The sequence below is a fragment of the Bifidobacterium sp. ESL0764 genome, from assembly GCF_029395515.1.
GTDB lineage: Bacteria > Actinomycetota > Actinomycetes > Actinomycetales > Bifidobacteriaceae > Bifidobacterium.
The window spans coordinates 763,893-785,409 of the sequence record NZ_CP113919.1; the positions used below are offsets into that span (position 1 = coordinate 763,893).

Annotated in this window: 17 protein-coding genes and 1 pseudogene; 9 read left to right on the plus strand and 9 right to left on the minus strand. The window is 59.3% G+C overall.

Features of this window, described 5'->3' with window-relative positions:
* Positions 1-32: 32 nt before the first annotated feature.
* From OZX71_RS02710 to asnB, 4 genes are all read left to right on the plus strand, one after another.
* Positions 33-1,631 (plus strand): folylpolyglutamate synthase/dihydrofolate synthase family protein, encoded by a 1,599-nt coding sequence (locus tag OZX71_RS02710; protein WP_277160412.1) that lies wholly within the window; start codon positions 33-35, stop codon positions 1,629-1,631.
* Positions 1,632-1,834: 203 nt separating this feature from the next.
* Entirely contained in the window at positions 1,835-1,963 is a 129-nt protein-coding gene (locus tag OZX71_RS02715; RefSeq protein ID WP_277147315.1) for a hypothetical protein, read from the plus strand.
* 52 nt (positions 1,964-2,015) lie between these two features.
* A complete protein-coding gene (locus tag OZX71_RS02720) occupies positions 2,016-5,816 on the plus strand; it encodes an AAA family ATPase (protein WP_277160413.1) in 3,801 nt (1,266 codons plus the stop codon).
* Between the two features lie 171 nt (positions 5,817-5,987).
* On the plus strand, positions 5,988-7,949 hold the full coding sequence (asnB, locus tag OZX71_RS02725) for an asparagine synthase (glutamine-hydrolyzing) (RefSeq protein WP_277160414.1): 1,962 nt from the start codon (positions 5,988-5,990) through the stop codon (positions 7,947-7,949).
* 136 nt (positions 7,950-8,085) lie between these two features.
* On the opposite strand, the gene OZX71_RS02730 is transcribed toward asnB, so the two are convergent.
* The 4 genes from OZX71_RS02730 to OZX71_RS02745 form a co-directional block, all read right to left on the minus strand.
* Positions 8,086-8,826, minus strand: coding sequence for an amino acid racemase (locus OZX71_RS02730; protein WP_277160415.1), 741 nt, complete (start codon positions 8,824-8,826; stop codon positions 8,086-8,088).
* Positions 8,827-8,922: 96 nt separating this feature from the next.
* A complete protein-coding gene (locus OZX71_RS02735; protein ID WP_277160416.1) occupies positions 8,923-10,167 on the minus strand; it encodes a carboxylate--amine ligase in 1,245 nt (414 codons plus the stop codon).
* An 82-nt stretch (positions 10,168-10,249) separates the two neighbouring features.
* On the minus strand, positions 10,250-11,893 hold the full coding sequence (locus OZX71_RS02740; RefSeq protein ID WP_277160417.1) for a UDP-N-acetylmuramoyl-L-alanyl-D-glutamate--2,6-diaminopimelate ligase: 1,644 nt from the start codon (positions 11,891-11,893) through the stop codon (positions 10,250-10,252).
* 284 nt (positions 11,894-12,177) lie between these two features.
* Positions 12,178-12,942: an exonuclease domain-containing protein gene (locus OZX71_RS02745; protein WP_277160418.1), complete on the minus strand. Its 765-nt coding sequence runs from the start codon at positions 12,940-12,942 to the stop codon at positions 12,178-12,180.
* 307 nt (positions 12,943-13,249) lie between these two features.
* Between OZX71_RS02745 and OZX71_RS02750 the strand changes: the two genes are divergently transcribed.
* Together OZX71_RS02750 and OZX71_RS02755 are read left to right on the plus strand one after the other, a co-directional pair.
* Positions 13,250-13,858: a sigma-70 family RNA polymerase sigma factor gene (locus OZX71_RS02750; RefSeq protein ID WP_277160639.1), complete on the plus strand. Its 609-nt coding sequence runs from the start codon at positions 13,250-13,252 to the stop codon at positions 13,856-13,858.
* Between the two features lie 88 nt (positions 13,859-13,946).
* Positions 13,947-14,240: a hypothetical protein gene (locus OZX71_RS02755; protein ID WP_277160419.1), complete on the plus strand. Its 294-nt coding sequence runs from the start codon at positions 13,947-13,949 to the stop codon at positions 14,238-14,240.
* Between the two features lie 460 nt (positions 14,241-14,700).
* Here the strand turns inward: OZX71_RS02755 and OZX71_RS02760 are convergent, their stop codons facing one another.
* The 5 genes from OZX71_RS02760 to OZX71_RS02780 form a co-directional block, all read right to left on the minus strand.
* Positions 14,701-15,654: an aldose 1-epimerase family protein gene (locus tag OZX71_RS02760; RefSeq protein ID WP_277160420.1), complete on the minus strand. Its 954-nt coding sequence runs from the start codon at positions 15,652-15,654 to the stop codon at positions 14,701-14,703.
* A 393-nt stretch (positions 15,655-16,047) separates the two neighbouring features.
* Positions 16,048-16,557 carry a Cys-tRNA(Pro) deacylase gene (gene ybaK, locus OZX71_RS02765; protein ID WP_277147297.1) on the minus strand — a complete coding sequence of 170 codons (510 nt, stop codon included), beginning with the start codon at positions 16,555-16,557 and terminating at the stop codon, positions 16,048-16,050.
* A gap of 143 nt (positions 16,558-16,700) precedes the next feature.
* Positions 16,701-17,756 (minus strand): type I glyceraldehyde-3-phosphate dehydrogenase, encoded by a 1,056-nt coding sequence (gene gap / locus OZX71_RS02770; protein ID WP_277147295.1) that lies wholly within the window; start codon positions 17,754-17,756, stop codon positions 16,701-16,703.
* Positions 17,757-17,827: 71 nt separating this feature from the next.
* The gene (locus tag OZX71_RS02775) at positions 17,828-18,199 is read right to left on the minus strand and encodes an arsenate reductase family protein (RefSeq protein WP_348519496.1); all 372 of its coding nucleotides are present in this window, start codon (positions 18,197-18,199) and stop codon (positions 17,828-17,830) included.
* Positions 18,200-18,360: 161 nt separating this feature from the next.
* Positions 18,361-19,230, minus strand: coding sequence for a thiamine diphosphokinase (locus OZX71_RS02780; protein WP_277160421.1), 870 nt, complete (start codon positions 19,228-19,230; stop codon positions 18,361-18,363).
* Between the two features lie 196 nt (positions 19,231-19,426).
* On the opposite strand from OZX71_RS02780, the gene OZX71_RS02785 reads away from it, so the two are divergent.
* From OZX71_RS02785 to infC, 3 genes and pseudogenes are all read left to right on the plus strand, one after another.
* Complete coding sequence (locus OZX71_RS02785) at positions 19,427-19,795, plus strand: VOC family protein (RefSeq protein ID WP_277160422.1); 369 nt, start codon at positions 19,427-19,429, stop codon at positions 19,793-19,795.
* A gap of 98 nt (positions 19,796-19,893) precedes the next feature.
* Positions 19,894-20,415: a GNAT family N-acetyltransferase gene (locus OZX71_RS02790; RefSeq protein ID WP_277160423.1), complete on the plus strand. Its 522-nt coding sequence runs from the start codon at positions 19,894-19,896 to the stop codon at positions 20,413-20,415.
* Between the two features lie 254 nt (positions 20,416-20,669).
* Positions 20,670-21,347: pseudogene (gene infC, locus OZX71_RS02795) on the plus strand (translation initiation factor IF-3); the annotation flags it as partial.
* Positions 21,348-21,517 lie beyond the last annotated feature (170 nt).

The window sequence follows — 21,517 nt, forward strand, 5'->3', positions numbered from 1 at the left end:
TTTTCAAGGGTATCAAGCCAAAACGAGGTCTTATGTCATTCGAGCATCCGAAAACCAACGGGGTCACCATTCGCGAGGTCGAGCGCGAGATCATGAGCCGGCGGACCACCCACGAACAGCTGGGCCATGATCTCGAGGTGATGGATCTGATGCTCGACCTCTTGGGCCACCCGGAAGACACGTTCCGTATCATCCATATCACCGGTACCAACGGCAAAGGCTCCACCGCCCGCATGGCCGAAGCCATCTGCCGCGCCTACGGCATGCGCACCGGTCTTTTCACCTCGCCGCACCTGCAGAAGATCAACGAGCGCATCGCCGTGGACGGCCAGCAGCTTTCGGACGACGACTTCATCGACACGTGGATGCAGATCAAGGACTTCGTCGCCCTGGTCGACCAGAAGATGAAGGCCGACGGCAAGGCTCCGATGAGCTATTTCGAGATCCTGACGGCGATGGCCGTCTGGAAGTTCGCCGACGCCCCGGTCGATGTGGCCGTCTTCGAGGTCGGCATGGGCGGGCGTTGGGACGCCACCAACGCCCTCAACGGCGATGCTGCGGTCATCGGCCCGGTCGACATGGACCACATGCAGTGGCTGGGCGACACCCCCGCGAAGATCGCCACGGAGAAGGCCGGCATCATCAAGCACGAATCCACCGCCATCATCGGCGCGCAGCCTCACGAGGCCGAGGTCATGCCCATCCTGGAACAGGCCGCAGTCAAGCAGCACGCCACGCTGATCCGCGATGGCGAAGAGATGGAGGTCGTTTCGCGCCAGCCCGCGGTCGGCGGTCAGGTGGTCACGCTGCGCACCCCGAACGGCACCTACGAGGACATTCCGGTCGCCAAGTTCGGCGAGCATCAGGCGCACAACGCTTTGGCGGCGCTCGCGGCCGCCGAAACGGTCATCCCCGTGGCCGGCCAGCTCACACAGGATGTGGTGGCCGAGGCGCTGGGCGGGGTGAAGATTCCCGGACGCATCGAACAGGTGCGCACCTCGCCGACCATCATCATCGACGGCGGGCACAACGTCAACGCCGCCGAATCGTTGCGTGCGGCCCTTGAGGAGAACTACAGCTTCGAGCAGCTGGTCGGCGTGGTCGCGATGATGGAGGACAAGCAGGTCGAGGAATACCTCGGCACGCTGGAGCCGATTCTGAGCCAGATCATCGTCACCGAGAACTCGTGGCGAGACCGTGTGATGCCCGCCGAGGAACTTGAGAAAATCGCCGTGGGCGTGTTCGGCCGCGACCGCGTCACCCGCATCGATAACCTGCCCGACGCCATCCAGGAGGCCGTCAACATGGTCGACGCCGATGATGAGCTGGGTGTCGGCTACGGCCACGGCGTGCTCATCTGCGGCAGCTTCGTCACCGCCGGCGACGCCCGCACGCTGCTGGCCGAGAAGAAGAACCCCGAGCTGGCACTGCCCAAGGCCCAGCGCGTGGTCGGTAAGCCGAAGGACTCCGATGATGCCGCATCCGCCAAGAAGGACGAGGACATCGTCTCCGAGGTCTTCGGAGACACGTTCGGCGATTTTGGAGTGCGTCAGGTTCCCTTCGAAGGCGAGAGCGAGCCCGGCACCACCGCCGAGCAGCTTCGGCGCAAGCAGAACGGTGACGACAAGTAACAGCGAACATCTCTCGGGGCGTGACGACGCTAACCGAACGCCTCTTTGGGTACAAAGGCCTTGTAAGAATGGCTCCGGGCGACCCCTTTGCCGTTTATTTGTCACTTTTTACGTGCTTGCTGGCTCCATCCACGTAAAAAGTGACAAATAGACGCGGTAAATGTCACTTAATTCCGTGGAGCACGGAAGCAAGCAAGTAAAAAGTGACAGTTGACGATACGGTCGGCGGCAGCGTGATGGGTTTCGGCGCCTTCGGTACGCCCGTCATCTGCCATGTCGTATCGTCGGCGATACCGCTTGCCGGGAATGCGGTATACACATGGATACAATAATATTTGGATTGACTACGAACGACAGGGCAAAACGCAGGAAGGCGAAGGTCTTATGTATCTCAAGGAACTGACGCTCAGGGGCTTCAAGTCCTTCGCCTCCGCGACCACCCTGCGATTCGAGCCTGGTATCACCGCCGTCGTCGGCCCCAACGGGTCCGGCAAATCCAACATCGTCGACGCGCTGACGTGGGTCATGGGGGAGCAGGGTGTTAAGAACCTGCGCGGCACTTCGATGGAAGACGTGATTTTCGCCGGTACCTCCTCGCGTCCGCCGCTGGGCCGTGCGCAGGTGAGTCTGACTATCGACAACACCGACGGCACGCTTGATATCGACTACACGGAAGTCACCATCAGCCGCACCATCTATCGCAACGGCGGCAGCGAATACGCCATCAACGGTTCACCTTGCCGTCTTCTCGACATCCAGGAACTCTTAAGCGACACCGGCTTGGGCCAACAGATGCACGTCATCGTCGGTCAGGGTAGGCTTGACGAGATTTTGAAAGCCGACCCCGCCGGTCACCGCGCCTTCATCGAAGAAGCCGCCGGCATCCTGAAGCACCGCAAGCGCAAGGAACGCGCGATACGCAAGCTCAAGAACACCGAGGCGAACCTTGCCCGCACCGACGATCTGCTGCACGAGATTCGCCGGCAGCTGGGACCGCTGGGACGGCAGGCCAAGATTTCGCGGCGTGCGGCCAGCATCCAGATTTCCTTGCGTGATGCGCAATCGAGGATTTTCGCCGAAGATGCCCAGAAATCCATGGAAAGCCGCGCCAGACTGCGCAACGACTTGGGTGACGTGCGCCGAGAGCTGGAAACCGCCCAACGCGATCTGGCCAAAGTCAAGGTGCATATCGAGCAGATCGAGTCGCTGAGTTCCGAGTCCAGCCCGGCCATGGAGAAGATCAACGAGACATGGCATGAGCTCTCGAGCATCGAGGAGCGGTTCCGTTCGCTGGCCTCGCTTGCCGACGAGCGTGCGCGTTCCCTCGCCGGTCAGATGATTACGAACTTCGGCGAAGATCCGGACATTCTCGAGTCCCGTGCCAAGGAATTGGACGAACAGGCCGAAGCCCAGAAAAAGAGCGTTTCCGACATGCGCATCGCCTATGACAAAGCGACTGAATCGCGTGCGGGCGATGAAAAGCAGCTCGCTGCGGCCCGTCAGACCTTGACGCAACTGCGCAAAGCGGCGCAGGAACACACTTCGAAGGTTGCCAATCTGCGCGAGCTCAAGACGCGTGAGGAATCGGCCATTGAACTGGCGCAAAGCCGTGCCAAGGACTTTAAGGGGCAACGTGAATCCCTCGCCAAACAGCGTAACGATGCCACTGCCCAGCGTGATGCGTTTGAGGCGGAAACCGAGAATGCCGGGGAAGAAGACAGCGCCGCGGATCTCGAAGCGGCGAAAACCGCGATGCAACAGCGACAGGAGGAGCTTGACGCTCTGCAGGAGCAGCTGCGGGCGGCGAACGCCAAGGTGACAGCGCTCAAGGCCAAGGCCGATGCACTGAACGAGACCTTGGAAAGCCGCAATGCTTCCGGTGAGTTGGAGCAGGACGATGCCGTAGCGGCGTTGGGCCGGCTTGCCGACTTCATCCATGTGGAGGATGGGTGGGAAGAAGCCATCGCCCATGCGCTCGACCAATTTGCCAGCGCCATCGTGGTGCCCGGTAAGTCCAACATGGTTCAGGCCCTGCATCGGGCAAGCGTCGACAAGCTGGGGCAGGCGGTTGTATTGCATCCGATTGAACGTTCGGATGGCGATGATAGCGACAGGCAGGGTGAAGGCGACAATACGCAGGACGGTCAATATCCGGTCCGTTGTGCTGCTGCTTTGGTAAGCGTCAATGACACCGCCAACGACCGTGATTTCGCCGCCAACGTCGTTCGTGCCGTTCGCCTGCTGCTTGATGACGTCGCCGCGGTACCTGATATCGAAACCGCATTTCAGGCAGTGGAAGGCAACCGCGAACGGTTCAGCCAGGCGGTCACCAAGTCCGGTGAGGTGGTCAACGCCGTGGGCGCCATCGGCGGTTCCTTGCGTTCGCAGAGTGACCTTTCGTTGGCCGCGAGACGTGACAAGGCGGCCGCGGAGGCCGAAAAGCTCAAAGAGGAAGCAGCGGCGATCGGGCCGAAGATCGAGGCCGCGAAAGAGGTTCTCGACAAGGCCCGGCTTGAAGTCGACCGCCAATCGCAGCAGCGTATTCAGGCCAAGGTAAAGGCCGATCAGGCACGCAAGAACCTTCAAAACGTCGAACAACGGGTCAAGCAGCTGACGCGGCAACTTGCCGGACTTGACGAGAAAATCAAACAGACTGATGAGGATTGCCAGACTCACCAGCTCAAACTCGAGGATTTGAGCCAGGCGCTTGACACCGCCGAGCACACCGATGCGGAAAACGAGGACTTCGACGATCTGGACAGGCGCGTCCATGAGCTCGAGACCACGCTCGACAAGGCGCGTGAGCAGGAAGTGTCGGCCAAGATCACGTTCAACGACGCCAACCGCAAGGCCGATTCGCTGGCTCGTCAGGCCGGTCTGCTGCACGACCAGGCGAGCGAGGCCGTGACCAGGCGTGCGAAGATGAAGGCGCTCAATGAGAAGCGTGAACACCAGCAGGCCCGCGACCGGCAGATTGCGGCGGATGCGCGGGGCATGGCCGCGTTGGTCGCCACCGTACTGAAAACCGTGGTCGCCAAACGCGATGAACTTTCGAAAGCTGCCTCGAGCCATGACGCTGAGTTGAAGCAATTGCGCGCGCAGCGTGACGAGGCCGAGCCGAAGGTCGCCGCCTTGCAGCAGCGCGAGCACGAGCTGGACGTGAACCGTGAACGTCTGGCCGCCCAATATGGACAGATCGAGCAAAAGGTTTCCGACACGCTGGGCATGGATCTTGAGGCATTGGTCGACGAATATGGCCCCGACAAGCTGGTTCCGGTGCTTGATGACGAAGGCCGTCCGATTCCGCTTGACAACGGTGACGGAGAGGATGGCGCTGCTGCCGAAAATGGCGAATCGACGTCCGCTTCAACTAATGGCATTGACGCTGCCGACGCAGCAGATCATGCAAAGAATGGTTCCGACGTCGACGTACGGCAAGATTCGGATGACGATACGTCTGAAAACGATGTTCAGCACGATTCAGGCGAGGGCGTACCCATCGATGCCGACCATTACCAGATGGTGCCGTATGTGCGTGCCGAGCAGGAGAAACGCTTGCACAAGGCCGAACGCGACCTGAAGGCGCTGGGCAAGATCAATCCGCTGGCCGCCGAGGAATTCGACGCCCTCGAGACGCGCAACCAGTACCTGAACGACCAGCGCAACGACGTCGCCAAGAGCCGTGACGACCTCTTGAAGCTTATCAAGGATCTCGACCACACGATGATCGAGGTGTTCAAGAATGCCTTCGACGATACGGCCGCAGCATTCGAAAAGGTGTTTGCGACGCTCTTCCCGGGTGGTACGGGTCGTCTGCGCCTGGAGAACCCGGACGATCTGCTCACCACCGGTGTCATCGTCGAGGCCAGCCCCGCGGGCAAGCGTGTCAAACAGCTGAGCCTGCTCTCCGGCGGCGAACGCTCGTTGACGGCTTTGGCATTGCTCTTCGCCATCTTCACCGCCCGACCGAGCCCGTTCTACGTGATGGACGAGGTGGAGGCCGCCCTCGACGACATCAACCTCACCCGTCTGATCAACGCGTTCAACGACCTGCGCCGGCACGCCCAGCTCATCATCATCACCCACCAGCAGCGCACGATGGCCATCGCCGATGCGCTCTACGGGGTGACGATGCGCTCCGACGGCGTCACCGCGGTCGTGAGCCAGAAACTCGCCAACAACTAGACAATAACTAGACATGTCGCAAGATTTGCCGGAAGCGTCTGCCGATTTTTCTGCACGAACTATGCACAGGAATTGGTCGTGAAATAACGCTAGTCTACTATCCTGATAGAAGACGACTCGATAACTGCAATGCGGTGGTCGTTACGGACAAACGGATTTGAAGGAGATTGCATGTGCGGTATCGTCGCGTTCTGTGATAAAGACATCATCGACAAGGATTATACGATCCAGTCGATGATGAAGATGATCCAGCATCGTGGTCCGAACGTCAAGGGCAGTGGGTATTACACGAACGACACCGCCGCAATGGGCTTCCGGCGTCTGAGCGTCATCGATCTGGCGGGCGGCAGGCAGCCGATCTTTAACGAGGACGAATCGGTGCTCATCACCTTCAACGGCGAGATCTACAATTTTAAAAGCCTGCGGGAGGACCTTGTCGCCGCCGGGCACACGTTCCGTACCAAGGCCGACACCGAAGTGCTGCTGCACGGCTACGAACAATGGGGCATGGACGGGCTGCTGGGACGTGTCCGCGGCATGTTCGCGTTCCTGATCTGGGACGACAACAAGAAGACCATGTTCGGCGCCCGCGACTTCTTCGGCATCAAACCTTTGTATTACTATAATGAAGACGGCACCTTTATCGTCGGCTCGGAGATCAAGTCGTTCCTGGTGCATCCGCACTTCAAGAAGGAACTCAACGAACGTGCGCTCAAACCGTTTTTGATGAACCAGTACAACGATCTTGACGAGACCTTCTTCAAGGGAGTCTATCGTTTCCCTGCCGGGCATTGGTTCGAATATCGCGACGGGAAGATGAGCACCCATGAATTCTGGGATGCCGATTACCGCCACGTCGACTACCGGCGCAGCGACGAGGAGACCATCGACGCCATCGACAGGGAAGTGACCGAATCCGTCGAGGCGCATCGCGTCGCCGACGTGAAGGTCGGAGCGTTCCTCTCCGAGGGCGTCGATTCCAGCTATGTGACCACCATCCTGAAGCCCAACGAGGTCTTCAGCGTCAACTTCGACGAAGGGCCGTTCGACGAGGCGGGCAAGGCTCGTGAGCTCGCTGACCACGAGGGGCTGCACTTCAACCAGTACAGCGTGAAGGCCGACGAGGCGTTCGAGGACTTCGCCGAGATGCAATACCATCTGGACGAGCCGGACGCGAATCCCTCCGTGATCCCGCTGTGGTACCTCTGCCGCCTGGCGCGCAAGAAGGTGACCGTGGTGCTTTCGGGCGAGGGGGCGGACGAGCTGTTCGCCGGGTATATGAACTACGGCGTGCACACCAAGAGCCGTGCGATCTGGGACTTCGCGGCCGACATCCACAAGCTGCCCGACGGCATGCGGCGCATCGTGGCCAACACGGTCAAGAAGATGCCGAACTTCCCCGGACGCACCCAGATCTACACGCAGGCGGCGCATCCGCGCGAGTACTATGCCGGCCAGTCCGTCGGCTACGACATGGCCCAGCCGACGATCTTCACCTCAACGCAGGCCAACGCGGTGCTGCAGCCGGAGTACCGCAACGATCTGACGGTCAACGGCCTCTACCAGGCCGACTTCGACAAGGTGGCGGATGCCGAGGAGCTCAAGCAGATTCAGTACATCGACCTGAAGCACTTCATGTTCAGCGACATCCTGCAGAAGGCCGACAAGATCTCGATGGCGCATTCGCTCGAGCTGCGCGTGCCCTACCTCGACCGCAAGGTGGCCGAGCTGGCGCAGACCATCCCCTCCTCGAAGCTCTTGAACAGCAACAACTCCAAGGACATCTTCCGCAAGGCCGCCAACCGGCATCTGCCCGAGGAGTGGTCGAAGCGGCCGAAGCTCGGCTTCCCGACGCCGATCAAGGCGTGGCTGCGCGAGGAGAAGTACTGCGCCCAGGTGCGTGCGCTCTTCGGCGAGGACTGGGTGGCGTCATTCTTCGACCAGGAGAAGATACTCCGGCTCCTGCAGGACAACTTTGACGGCAGGATCGACGCGCGCCGCCAGATCTGGAACATCTTCACGTTCCTGACCTGGTACAAGCTTTTCTTCGTCGACTTTGAGGAGACCAAGCGCAAATACGAGAAACTGCAACCAGACGTGCAGGAATTCATGGACAAGGGCATTCTGGTCTGAGCAATTGGTACGTGGGGCGGCTGCGTTGTTCAACGCTTGCTCCACGTTCTGTTTCCTGTTTCGTACACCGCTTATATCACAGCAAACGACCGGGTTCCGCGCCTTAAAGATGTCGCGTCGAAACCGGATTTGATAGTTACTGCTGCTGAGCCCTAAGCGCCTTGGCACGGGCGACCGTGTCTTCGGCCAGTATGGTCTGGGCGTCGATGATCGGCAGCCCGGGCAGAGGGAATGCCTCGTTGAGCACCGAGAGTTCGGTGCAGCCCAGCACCACGATATCGCAACGGTAAGGTGCTGAAAGCGACTTGTCGAGGAACGTGTCGATGACCGTGCGGTAGCGCTTCAGGCTCAGCGGCCCGCCGCTTTTCACGTCGTCGTAGATGAGCGAATCGATGCGCTTCTGCAGATTGTCGTCCGGTTCGATGAAGCTGTAGCCGGCCGCTTCGATCTCGCGTTGGTAAAGCCCAGAATGACGTGATCCCTCGGTGCCCATGAAGCCCACGCGCGGGTGCGTCGCCACCGGCAAGTCGCGCTTCATGCGTTCGACGGCCCCGGCGAGCATGTTCATGATCGGCACGTCGGTGAGCTCCTGGAAGCGCGGGAGCATGAAGTGCGCGGTGTTGCAGGGGATGGTGATGAAGCTGGCGCCGATGGCCGTCGCCTTGGCGATGTCGTCGGCGATGACGGGGAAGGGGTCGTCGCCGCTGTCGCCCAGCATGAACGCCGTGCGGTCGGGCACTGAGGCGTCGTTGAAGACCACATAGTCGAGGAAGTCCTGGTCGGTGGTGGCGTTGCTCATCTTGTCGATCAGCCGGATATACGATTCGGTCGCCAACGTGCCCATGCCGCCGATAACCGCAAAGAATGGTCGTCTCATCTTGTCCGTCTCCGTCTGTGAAAATTACAATACCAGCAAGCCCCAAGGATACCGCTTCATGCCACCAACCCGCATTCGCGGCCTCGCCTCAACCGGCTACTTGAGATCCGCCTTCTGCTTGAAGTACTGCGCGTACCGCTTCTTGTAGATCGAGAACGCATGCCGGATCAGCAGCCAGCGCATGGGATTCATGTCCTTGCGGTATTCCAGCGTCGTACCCCAATCGCCCTTGGCGACCATCTGCATGCCGCGCCGCTTGTCTTCGCCCTCGACCACGTAGTCGCGGAAGATCGAACGTGGAATCTCCATCCAGAGCTTACTGCCATGGCCGATGACGGTCTTGCCGTCGAATGCGGAGTCCTCGACCAGGTCCTCGACGAAATAGCGGGCGAGATTATAACCATTGAGCGTCACGAAATAGCTGGAACGGCCCTGGCGCAGGTTGATTTCGAAGAGCTTGTAGGTCTGGTCGCGGTCGTCGTATTTCATGTCGAAATTGGCGACGCCCTCATAGCCGATGTCCTCGAGGAACGCCTTGATTTTCAGGCATATCTCCTCGTTGTAGTCGGGGATGATGGCCGCGTAGTTGCCCACGGCCTCCGGGGTGGGGTCCTCGAGCAGCGGATGGCCCAGGAACATCATGCGCACGCGGTGGTGGCGGTCGACGTAGGCGTTGAGCACGCGCATGTGGCTGTCGTCGCCGGGGATGAAGTCCTGCAGGATCATTTCGGCGTGGTAGCCGGCGTCATACGAGAGGTTGATGAGCTTGTCCAGCTCTTCCGGCGTTTCGATGACGAACGCCTTCTTGCGCCCGGGAAAGTCGATGTCGAGCCAGGCGGCGGAATCGGCCGGTTTCATGGCGACGGGGAAGTCGAACGGCAGGCTCTTGTATTCGCCGCGCGCCGCGCTCTCTTCGGTGATGACCTTGGTCTTGGGGTACGGCAGGCCGTAGCGCTCGCAGGTCTCGTAGAACGTGTTCTTGTAACTGAGCTGACGATTGAGCGCCGGGTCAAGCGTGTTGAAGACGTAGTAGGGCGCCAACTCCGCGCTGCTGTGGCTCAGGAGGTTCGCGTACAGGTCGCCGCAGGGGATGAGCAGCAGCGTCGTGTCCGGCCGGCTGGACTTCATCGTCTTCGCGTAGTCGATCAGCATCTTGCGGAAGGTCTCGATCTCACCGAAGCCCTCGACGATATGCACGTCGACGATCTTGCTGAATCGTGTGGGTGCGAGCTGGAAGTGCGCGAAGGCCGTAGAGACGATGCCGTACGCCTCGTGAAAGGCGCGGGCCATGCCGTAGGCGTTGATATCGCTGCCTAAAAGGACCGGTTGAAATTGCTTCATGGTGTTAGCTTACCTCTTGAATATTGCGAAAACGGTGGAAACGGATGACGGCCACCAATGACGGACGACGGATGACGGCGACTCAGCTGAACAGCCGGGTGACGATATAGGTATCGCCTTCGTAGGGCGCGTGCCTGCCGTCCACTTTGAGCCATTGTTCCTCGCCCTTGCCGACAATAAGTATTACGTCGAAACCGTCGTGTGCCCGAGCCTCGGCGATGGCAGTCTCGACGGCCTTCTGCCGGTCGACGACGATGCTTGCTTGCACATCGGGGTCGGTGACCGCGGATTGCATCGTCTCGCAGATATCCTCGGCACGCTCCCGGTCCGGGTCGTCGGTGGTGATGATGATGCTATCGACGCGGTGTTGCGCGGCCTCGATGATCTCCTGCCGACGGTCCACGGCCTTGCCGCCCGCGGAGCCGCTGACCAGCGTGATGCGCGGCGATTTCGCGCCGTATCGTTCGATGACGAAGTCGATCAGCGCCGAGACGCTGGCGAAATTATGCGCGTAGTCGACGATGGCGATATTGGGCCCGTGCGAGTCCTTGAACTGTTCCATACGACCTGAAATGCGTACGTTTTCGAGGGCGTGCGAGATCGACCGGTAGCCAATATTCGCCCCGGCGATTCGTGCGATGGTGAGTGCGGCGGCGGCGTTGGCATAGTTGAAGTCGCCGTCCATGTCGAGCTTGTAGATGTCGGATCCGTCCGGCAAATCGGTGGCGTCGGCTCTTTGGTTTTGCGGGTTCGCGGTGGAACGTGGGGCGTCCGTATCCGTGCGGCTTTCAGCCGGCATATCCGTTCCCGCCACGTCGATATGGAACGCTGTGTGATCCTTGTCCGCCGGCCACGCAACGGTATCCGCCTTCGTGCCATTGCCGCGACCTTCGTTGTGCAGCGCAAAAGTGGTGACGGGAACATGGGCGGCGGCGGCGTCCTCTTCGATGAGGTCGGCGTGGTCGCAATCGGCACCCAGCACCAGCGCCTTGCTGTTGGCGGTGATTTGACGTTTGCAATACAGATAGTCTTCGAATGTGGGATGCTCGATCGGGCTGATATGGTCCGGCGAGATGTTCAGAAACGCACCGACGTCGAAGGTGAGCCCATAGACGCGATCGACTTTGTAGGCCTGGGACGAGACTTCCATCACCAGGTAGCGCATCCCGTTGTCGACCGCCTGCCGCATCATCCGGAAGGCGTCCATCGATTCCGGCGTCGTGAGCGCGGAGGCGACGTAGGTATGGCCGTCAAGGCAGTTGTCGACGGACGAAAACAGGGCGGCCTTCCCGTCGCTGGCGGCGTTCAAAATCGCCTGAACGAAGTAGGCGGTGGTCGTTTTGCCTTTGGTTCCGGTGATGCCGATGAGCGCGAGTTCATCTTGCGGACGCCCGTAGAATTGCGCGGAGAGCAGGCTCATCGCCTTGCGGCTGTCGGTGACGATGATGCCGACGGCATCGCAATCCGCACTGAAATCCGTTTCCGAAACGTAGGCCTTGAGCCCACGCTCGTCGCAGCCGGAAAGATACTCGGCCTTGAAACGGCCCTTGCAGCATAAGAGCGTTCCGGCCTGCACCTGCCGGGTGTCGTAGGTGATCGAGGTCAACTCCTCGTCGGCGCCGGCGAAACGAGCGGGGTTGCGCGACCATGTCCTGCCTTGGATGATCTCGCGGAGGAGATGATGCTTGTCGAGCAATTCAACCGCGGTTGCCACACTCAGAGCCATATCAAACCTTTCTTGCCAACCATAAGGCTAGCGCATCGGGCGCGTGAAAACAGGGGATAGACGCCACAATCGAATGGAACTTACACATCATGGCGGTTCCATGGTGTGTTCCGGCAAACCCGACATGTGGTTTCGCGTGGTCCTGCGGCCTGCGTTGACGGTTGCGCCGTGTCGGCATTATGATGCGTCTCGCGTGGCTTTCCCAATAGGAAACCCGTACGAAAGCGACGATGCGAACATCTTTCGTGCGGGTTTATGGGCTGGGTTACAGGCTTACGGCGTGCTTACAACCAGTTATCGGTGATGGGTCGGCGGCCACGGGACTGCATCCACTCGTTGAACGAGTCCTTCCACTTCTTGTGCGCCGTGCGCTGCCAGTCCATCAGGTCACCGAGCCTCAGGTTGCCGACCTGCGGGTAGAGCGTGGACATGGGCCTGATGAGGTCGACGGCCGCGGTGGTGTCGGCGGTGGCGTCGTGGAAGTCGCCGTGCGGCTCCACGCCGTAATATTCGGTGGTATAGGTCAGTGTGCGCTTGCCGTGACGGTGCGAGATCTCGCGGTCGATGACCAACGGATCGACCACCAGAAGCTCGTCCGGCAGTGCCTTGAGCTTCCAGCGTTTGAGGTCGCCGGCCAGCATACGCACGTCGAACGGCGCGTTGTAGGCCAAAAGCGGGATGCGTTTGGCAAGTGCCGCGGTGACGATGGCGGCGATGGCGGCGATGGCATCACTGGGTTCCGCTCCGTTGGCCTCAAGGAATTCGTCGGTGAACCCGTTGACCCGGCTTGCGCCCTCGCTGATGTGCCGATGCGGATTGACGACCCATTCCGCCACAACGTCACCGGCGTAGCCTTTCGCCGGATCGCGCAAAACCAGCGAGGCCGAGACGATGGCGTCGGTGGAACCGGTGCCGGTGGTCTCGGTGTCGAAACCAAGCAGCCACGCCTCTTTCAGCGTCGTGTCGTCATCCTGCGTCGGGGCAAGCGCTATGGCATCGAGCATGATCGCCGCGTTGTCCGCGTCCGCGTTGTTCTTCATTGTTGTCATAACCATATTGTGCGTTCCGATTCCGACATTGTATTACTTTTGAGTTGACGGGCATTGCTTCCCCTTCGTGATGGTCCGCCTTTCGCCCAAATCTGTAATATCGCCGGAATCGGTTTATGGCTGGTCATGTCGGCAAAACCGTATATGTGTGTCGTCAATGTCATAATAAATGGCGGCAAAAGCGCGTGTCGGCCGCGGCGACGGCGATGCGTAGAATAGTAACGTGACACAAACCGATCAGGCACAGCCCAAGCAGCAGGAGCGCGAGACGACCGCCCAGAAGCGTGCGCGTTTCGAGTCTCTGGCGATGCCTGCCGTCGATGCGCTCTATCGTCAGGCGATGAAACTGACGAATAACCCGGAGGACGCCCAGGATCTGGTGCAGGATGCCTATGAGCGCGCGTTCAAGGCGTTCGACAGTTTCCGCCCCGGCAGCAATTTCGAGGCGTGGATGACCACCATCGAACGCAACGCCTACTTCAACCAATACGCGAAGGCCAAGCGCCGCCCCCAGCGTGCCAACGATTCCACGGGGGAGTACGACGACTGGGACATCTACTCCGCTTCCGACCATTCCTCGGAAGGACTGAAATCCGCCGAACAGGAATATCTGGACGGGTTCGCCCCCGCCGAGATCATGCAGGCGTTGGATTCACTGTCGCCCGAGCGTCGGCAGGTCTTCATCGACACCGCCATCGACGGCAAATCCTACAAGCAGGTCGCCGCCGAACAGGGCATCAAGATCGGCACCGTGATGAGCCGGCTCAATCGCGCACGCTCTCAGCTGAAAGATGAGCTGACCGACTATGCCCGTCAGCGCGGTTACGGCAAGGACACGTCGGCAAAAACCGCAAAAAAGGCCCAAAAACCGGCTGCTGTGCAGGATTCAGAAGCGGTCGAACAGGCCGCGAAATAGACGAAACCCGTATCTTCACTATCCGCGAACCCCAAAACAGCCAAAATGAGTAATAATAGTTAATTAGATGTCACGAAAGGAAATATCGATGGACGGACGAATCGAGCGTACCAGCCGAGTGGTGGTGAGAAGCCAGCACTCCGATGGCCTCACGCGTACCGACATCGAGATTTCCAGCTATGGTTGCGCCGATCATCTCTCTGACGACGAATGCTTCAACCCGGAATCCTGCTGTGACGCGCGAGAGAAGGCCTTGATTGCGCAGTTGCGTGAGCTCTTGCGACCGGCGGCTGCCCCGGAATGCCTGATTGACAAGCTTCAGGCGACGCTTGACCGTTGCTGTCTTGAGGAGACCTGCGGCGGTGACGTCGCTGCCGTATAAACGCGATTTACGGCATCGTTTTAATGATTTTTGTGAATATTCTTTTTGGCGCGGGGTTTTCGTCTGCGTTGATGTGAAACCCTTATTCGGCTGTATCCGGCTTTTCGCAACCGGAAAAAACAGCGCGAAACACATACTCTCACAAGGCCAAACTCCGGTTATCAACAACACTTTTGGCCGATAACCCCGACTTGACGTTTTCCGTTATCTGCATATGAAAAATGCCTCGCGCTTAGGCGAGGCATCAATAATTACGTACCTAACGGAACTCAGGCATTTGGCCTTTTGCCGTGGTTGGCCGCCTTCTTGCGGCGGTCCTTACGCTTACGTCCGCGCATTCCCATGATGGACTCCTTTGCAGTTCTATGAATAAGCCTTAGGTATTATCGCACGTTGTTGCGACTTCATACAAGTCCCCGCCCTGAACTGAACGGAGGCTTGCGGTATTCGTCACGCTGGCTCAGCGCTGTTCGGCCTTGAAATAGAGGTTGGTCGAGCTGGTCTCGCCCGGCTTGATCGCAATCAGGTCCTTACCGCTGTTGAAGGCGTTGGCATAGGCGGTCTGCGGCTCGATGGCGACGCCGGCCGGGTGGCTATCGGGCGCGAAGCCGGTGCCGGTGCACATCTGGAAGGAGGTGATGGTCTTGTCGCCGCCGGCATGCACAGTGAGCCCGTCCGGACGGCTCAAAGTGGCGAAGGTATTGCCCTCGGCGTCGCGCTCCACGTCGGTCCACGCGTCATCGAAAGGCTGCTCGGTCAGTGCGGTAGGCGTGCGCAGGTCGAACTTGGTGCCGTCCACGGGCTCGGTGCCGGTCGGCAGCAGACGTTCGTTGACGGTGACGTGCGTGCGCGCCGGAATGGTGACCTTGCACTGTGCGTTCTGCCCGTCGATCTCGTCGCCGTAGCCGCCGAAGCCGTTGGCGATCCACGGATGGATGGCCAGAGCCCAAGGAGCATTGACGTTGTCGTTGTTGGTCGCGGACAAGGTGAGCGTAAGACCGTCGTCGCCTAAGCTGAAGATGGCGCGGACCAGCAGATCGAAGGGATAGCCCTTCATGTTGCCGGTGCGCCAGGTGAGTGCCACGCGGTCCTCTTCAAGGCTTTCGAGGTTCCAGAAGGCCCGGTAGCCGTAGCCGTGGATGGCGTTGTGCTTTTCGTGTTCGTCGATGGGCAGCTCGTAGGTCTTGCCTTCGAAGGTATACACGCCGTCTTCGATGCGGTTGGGGAAGGGGACGAGCAGTTGCCCGTTGGAGCATGGCACCGTCTTATCCGGGTCCCATGAGGCGATCATGTCCTTGCCGCGGTAGGTGAGTTTGCGCAAGGTCGCGCCGAGCTCGGTGATTACCGCCGTGTAGTCGCCGTGCGAAATGGTGAATTGTTGGCCCGAGCGGAGGGGCAGTGTCGTTGAAGTCATATCAACTCCTGTTATAGAAACGTAATTGTTACCGTTCACTATTCTAATATGACACTCTGTCTGATTCTGCGGCACGTGCGGCTCAGACGAACATGTCATGATCCGTATTGTGCTGTTTTTAAAGCTCTTGGTGCACCAAGATGGCCGAAATATGAAGAATGAGCCTCAATTCCGGGTAAAAACGGCTTCTTGGTGCACCAAGATGGCCGAAATATGAAGAATGAGCCTCAATTCCGGGTAAAAATGGCCTCTTGGTGCACCAAGATGGCCGAAAAACGAAGATTGCCTGCCCAAAATGGCTAATACGGGCTTCTTGGTGCACCAAGATGGCTATTTTTACGACATTGAGAATCAGAAGGTTGTTTGTGGGTTCACGGATTTGGCGAGCCGACTTTACCAGGTGCCGATTTCGGCGACGGTGGCGCCGAGCACGCGTACCAGGTCATTTGGATTCACGCCAACGCTGAAACCGCGCTTGCCTCCGGAAATGATGATTTCGTCGAATTGCATCGCACTTGCATCAAGCACTGTCTTGTGTTTGGTGCGTTGCCCCAACGGCGAGATGCCGCCTACCACGTAGCCGCTTTCACGTTGAGCCACCTTCGGATCGGCCATGGCCGCCTTTTTGGCTCCGACCGCGGCGGCTAGGTCCTTCATGTCCAGGTGCCCGCTGACAGGGACCACGCCGATGACCCGTTCCTCGCCGGTGTCGGCCATCAGCGTCTTGAACGAGCGATGCGGATCGATACCCAGTTTTTCCGCGCCTTCGAGCCCGTAGCCCTCGTCCATGTGATCGGAGGAATGCTCGTATTCGTAGATCTTGAAGGGGATACCCGCTTCGGTCAACTCGCGTGTGGCCGGGGTCGACGCGGTTCCCGCCGCCTTTTTATGCTTCTTGCTCATGATTTCAGTTTTAGCATCTAACGCGATGAAACGCGCAGAAATCTGTGGATGGTTGCTTATACGAAGAGGCTCCAACCCATATAGGCTGGAGCCTCTTTTAATACGTTGCCTAATTAACAGGCACCTGCATTATCGCAGGGTGTTCACTTGCTGATTTCAGCGAAGTAGAGCAGGGTGCGGATCATGTTGCAGGTGAAGCCGTACTCGTTGTCGTAGAAGGCAACGGTGCGGGCCAGCGTGGTGCCGTCGATGGTGTTGACATCGGTCTGCGTCGGGTCGAAGACGCCGCCGTGGGTGTCGTCGATGATGTCGGAGGTGACGATGCTGTCGCCGTTGTAGCCGAAGGTCTCGTTGTTCTCGAAGGCCTTCTTGGCGGCGGCGTTGATCTCGTCAACGGTGGTTTCCTTGTTGAGCACGGTGAAGAGCTCGGTGAAGGAGCCGTCGGGGATCTGCACGCGCTGGGCGTGGCCCTGCAGCTTGCCATTGACCGAAGGAACGACCTTGCCGATTGCCTTGGCGGCACCGGTGGAGTGCTCGATCGTGTTCACGGCGGCGGCGCGGTTGTTGCGCGGCTTGGAGCCACGAGGGCCGTCGAGCAGCATCTGGCTGCCGGTGTAGGCGTGCACGGTGGTCATGAAGCCGACCTTGATGCCGAACTCGTCATCCATCATCTTGACGAGCGCCGCGAAGGAGTTCGTGGTGCAGGAGCCGGCGGAAACGATGTTGTCGCTGGGCTTGAGGATCTCCTGGTTGACGCCGAAGACCACGGTCGGGGTGGTGTCGTCCTTCGCCGGAGCGGAGATGAGGACCTTCTTGGCGCCGGCGTCCAGGTGAGCCTGGCTCTTGGCGGCGGAGGTGTAGAAGCCGGTGCACTCGAGCACGAACTCAACGCCATCGTTCTTCACCCACGGAATGTTGCGGGCGTCCTTCTCGGCATAGACCTTGTATTCCTTGCCGTCGACCACGATCGCGTCATCGGTGGACTCGACCTTGACCGGGGTGCCGTCATCGTGACGGAAGGTGCCGTGAACGCTGTCGTACTTCAGCAGGTAAGCGAGCATGGCCGGGGTCGTCAAATCGTTGATTGCTGCGACCTCGATGTCACTGGCCTCGCCACCGCGGGCCTGAAGTTCGAAAATGCGACGGAACGCAAGGCGGCCGATGCGGCCGAAACCGTTAATACCAATCTTTACTGTCATGTAATTCTCCCTAAAGGAAACAGTTCGGGAACACGGGCTCGTGCCCTTCACTGTATATTTACCAACACTTGTTACTTTAACTTGTCTGCTCTACTAAAAAAGGTGTTTTCCCACGTTTCCGGGTCGAAACCGACCAAAACTTTGTTAGCGCTCACAATTATCGGCCGCTTGACCAGCATGCCATTGGTTGCAAGGAGTTTCAGCTGCTCGTCTTCGCTCATTTCGGGCAGTTTGCTCTTGAGTTTCATTTCGCGATAAGGCATGCCCGAGGTGTTGAAGAAGCGTTTGAGCGGCAGGCCGCTCGCCTTCCACCAGCGCTTGAGTTCGGCGGCGGTGGGATTGTCGGTTTTGATGTTGCGTTCGCTGAAATCGATGCCCTTCTCGCCGAGCCATTTGCGGGCGCGGGCGCAGGTGGTGCAGTGGTTGTAGCACACGAAAAGCACTTTGCCGTCGTGTTGCGCCGGGTCGGGTTTCGTGGTTGAGGTTGTTGTATCGGTCATGGTGGGTCCTTTCGTGGTGTTGCTGCTTTGATACTAGGTCTTCGTGAAGCGTGAAATACGAGAAACTCCGCAATCGTGTGTTATCAGACAAATGTCGGTTGTGTTCACCGCGATGTGTTGAGCAGGGCCGAGACCTGCGAGGCCAGCGGTCCCAAGGTCTGCGCGGCCTTGACGTTGGTCGTGAACGTCGGCAGTGCGACTTTTCGCGGGAAGGTGACGATCAGCGTGCCGTCGGAAACGCTGATCGAGGCCGGGCGACCGTCGAGCAGTTCGTTGCTCACCCCGAGCACGGTGTCGCTGTGCATCGCGCCGTTCTTCAGTTCGTATTTAAGTCCGGTTTCAGTGACCCCTCGCGAGATGTCGGCATGGGAAAAGACCGAAACCATGCGGTCGGCGGTATCGGTATCGGCACCGGCACTGTCGCAGTGGTTGGCGTATGTCCCACCGTCGCTGTTGTCTCCAGGCTGCGGGGTGTCCCTCGTGTCGCGATGGGTTTGGATACCCGTCCGGTCGTGGGTTCCTGTGCGTAAGGCAGCGGAGGGGAAGTGGACCGACCCGTTGCAGATGGCGGTGACTACGCTGTGTTTGCCGTATAGCAGTCCGATGCCGCCGTTGTGGGCGAGCAGTGCGAGCATCTGGATATTGGCGATGGTGTGGTCGAGACGGCCTCCCAAGCCGCCGTAAATGCGGAAGTCTCTGAATCCTTTCGCCCAACCGACCTTGAGCGCCGAAAGCATGTCCGGATCGTCGTGTTCGGGCGGCAGCGCGATGGTCTCAACGCCTTGCGGAACCTTGGTGTTGGCGGAATCGAAATCACCGATCACCAGGTCGGGGCGGATTCCCGCTTTGTCTACGTGGTCCAGCCCACCGTCCGCCGCGATGACAAAGGCGTTCTCCGGAAGTTCGTCTGCGGACGGTTCGTTGCCGTAGTAGGTTCCGGCGGCGAAGACGATACATGGATGAGAAAAGGTCATATATGAACTGTACATGTGTAGGGGCGCACATTTTTTAGAGCGTCAAAAAAATGTGCGCCAAATGAGTATTCGGCATTTTGAACATGTCACGAAATCGTTGCAATGATGCTATTATGCTATGAGCAATGTTCGTTTTTGGCTCGCATTTTTGAGGCCCTTGAAAATGTGAGTCCGCCAAACATAAAGGAAAGCAATCATGATCAACCATATCGGTGTATACACGCTCGATTTCGATGCCGAAAAGGCCTTCTACCAGGCCGCGTTGGCACCTCTTGGGTATGTGCAGGGCGCGGAATTCCCCGGAGCCGTGATGTTCGCGGATGCCAAGGACGGCGACAGCGTCTGGATCGAGGCTGCCAAGGAGGGCACGACCCCCTCGCCGATCCACCTCGCGTTTTCGGCGGAAAACGAGGAAGCGGTGAAGGCGTTTTACGAGGCCGGACTCAAGGCCGGCGGCAGCGACAACGGCGCGCCCGGCCCGCGTCCGAACTACGGCCCGAACTATTATGCCGCATTCGTCCACGATCCCGACGGCAACAATATCGAAGCCGTGATCAACAAGTAGGTTTGGGGCCCGCTTCGCGATGGCGGTGAGGCGGGCATGTCCACCTTCATCGGCCTGATGTGTCGGTTGGCAGGGTGCGGTTTGCAAGGAAGGAAACGATGATGCCGATTACCAGTGATGAGAATGCCATCGTCGTGCGCCACATCACATCGGCCGATTTCGAGGCCAAGGCGAGGGTGCACTCGCAGACCTGGCACGAGACCTATCAGGGCAAGCTGCCGCAGTGGCTGGTCGACAAGATCACCCCGGAGTTCGCGCTCGACGTCACGAAGCGCCACGACCCGGCGAATGTGTTCGTGGCGCTGGTGGACGATGAGGTGGTGGGCTACGCGGAGCTCGTCAATCCCGCCCGTGAACCCAGCAGTTATCCCGATTGCGCGGAATTGGGCGCAATCTATGTGCTCAATCGTTGCCAAGGCATGGGTATCGGCCGCAAACTGGCGCAGGCGGTTTTCGACGCGTTGCCCACCAAGCGTGTGGTGCTGTGGGTGTTGGAATCCAACACAAAGGCGCAGGGCTTCTACCGCCATATCGGGTTTCACCCCACCGGCCAGGTGCAGACTGAGGATGGCGGCGCGATGAGCGAGCTGGAGTACGCCAATTTCGACACTTCGGCGTGACGCACTCGGCTTGCGGCATTGTCGCGACGGATGGTATACTGAGTTTTTGGCTTGAGAAATCAAGAAAGTGGGTGCGCCCCACCTGGAAGCTTTTCGTAGCTTCGGGTTCAAGACATTCCCAGCTTTGGCGGGAATCGAAAGTGCGGTATTTGCCGTGGCTTTCTAAGGTATCGATTGGATTCGATGCCTGCGTTTTGAATCTTTGTTGCGAAAATTGCCGAGTGAATCGGCATTTGCGTTTTCACCGGCAGTGCATCCAGCAGCAGCAAGGATTGGAGTTCATCATCAGCGCAGAACCACGCATTAACGACGAGATACGCGTTTCCAAGGTACGCCTGATCGGCCCGAACAGCGAGCAGGTCGGGGTTATCGCGACCTCGGTGGCATTGAATCTGGCCAAGGAAGCGAATCTCGATTTGGTTGAGGTGGCGCCGAATGCGGATCCTCCGGTGGCCAAGCTCATCGACTATGGCAAATACAAGTACAACGAGAAGATCAAGCAGCGTGAAGCCCGCCGCAACCAGAGTGCGGCCGAGATCAAGGAAATCCGTTTCCGTCTGAAGATCGACGAACACGATTTCGAGACCAAGAAGGGCCATGTCATCCGCTTCCTTTCTGGCGGCGACAAGGTCAAGGTCACCATCATGCTGCGCGGACGCGAGCAGTCCCGTCCGATCGGTGGCGTGGAGCTTTTGCAGCGTCTCGCCGATGAGGTCTCCGAGTATGGCACCATCGAGTTCTACCCGAAGCACGAGGGGCGCAACATCTTCATGACGCTGGCTCCCAAGGGCAAGAAGGTGCATGCCCAGTCCGAGCAGCGCCGTCGTGGCGCCGACACCCGTGCCGACCGCCAGGCTCGTCAGAGGGCTCGTCTTGCCGCCAAGGAGAAGGAAAAGGCTCAGGAGGCCGGTGCCGCGAAAGCCGCGGTCAACGAGGCCAAGGCAGCAGGTTCATCCGCTCCGGATAGGGCTGCTGCGAATCCGGCAGCCAAGGCAGCACCGAAGACGAGCAAGGGCGAAGCTTCTGCCACGTCGGCCAAGCCTGCAAAGGACACCGATACGGCCGCGAGTGGCACAAGGGCCGCAAAGCCGAAGTCCGCTGC

Excerpts from the sequence above, each read along its gene's own strand:
- OZX71_RS02710 (WP_277160412.1), top strand. The coding sequence starts at position 33 with ATGTCATTCGAGCATCCGAAAACCAACGGGGTCACCATTCGCGAGGTC.
- OZX71_RS02720 (WP_277160413.1), top strand. The coding sequence starts at position 2,016 with ATGTATCTCAAGGAACTGACGCTCAGGGGCTTCAAGTCCTTCGCCTCC.
- asnB (WP_277160414.1), top strand. The coding sequence starts at position 5,988 with ATGTGCGGTATCGTCGCGTTCTGTGATAAAGACATCATCGACAAGGAT.
- OZX71_RS02730 (WP_277160415.1), bottom strand. The coding sequence starts at position 8,826 with ATGAGACGACCATTCTTTGCGGTTATCGGCGGCATGGGCACGTTGGCG.
- OZX71_RS02735 (WP_277160416.1), bottom strand. The coding sequence starts at position 10,167 with ATGAAGCAATTTCAACCGGTCCTTTTAGGCAGCGATATCAACGCCTAC.
- OZX71_RS02740 (WP_277160417.1), bottom strand. The coding sequence starts at position 11,893 with ATGGCTCTGAGTGTGGCAACCGCGGTTGAATTGCTCGACAAGCATCAT.
- OZX71_RS02745 (WP_277160418.1), bottom strand. The coding sequence starts at position 12,942 with ATGACAACAATGAAGAACAACGCGGACGCGGACAACGCGGCGATCATG.
- OZX71_RS02750 (WP_277160639.1), top strand. The coding sequence starts at position 13,250 with ATGCCTGCCGTCGATGCGCTCTATCGTCAGGCGATGAAACTGACGAAT.
- OZX71_RS02755 (WP_277160419.1), top strand. The coding sequence starts at position 13,947 with ATGGACGGACGAATCGAGCGTACCAGCCGAGTGGTGGTGAGAAGCCAG.
- OZX71_RS02760 (WP_277160420.1), bottom strand. The coding sequence starts at position 15,654 with ATGACTTCAACGACACTGCCCCTCCGCTCGGGCCAACAATTCACCATT.
- ybaK (WP_277147297.1), bottom strand. The coding sequence starts at position 16,557 with ATGAGCAAGAAGCATAAAAAGGCGGCGGGAACCGCGTCGACCCCGGCC.
- gap (WP_277147295.1), bottom strand. The coding sequence starts at position 17,756 with ATGACAGTAAAGATTGGTATTAACGGTTTCGGCCGCATCGGCCGCCTT.
- OZX71_RS02780 (WP_277160421.1), bottom strand. The coding sequence starts at position 19,230 with ATGACCTTTTCTCATCCATGTATCGTCTTCGCCGCCGGAACCTACTAC.
- OZX71_RS02785 (WP_277160422.1), top strand. The coding sequence starts at position 19,427 with ATGATCAACCATATCGGTGTATACACGCTCGATTTCGATGCCGAAAAG.
- OZX71_RS02790 (WP_277160423.1), top strand. The coding sequence starts at position 19,894 with ATGATGCCGATTACCAGTGATGAGAATGCCATCGTCGTGCGCCACATC.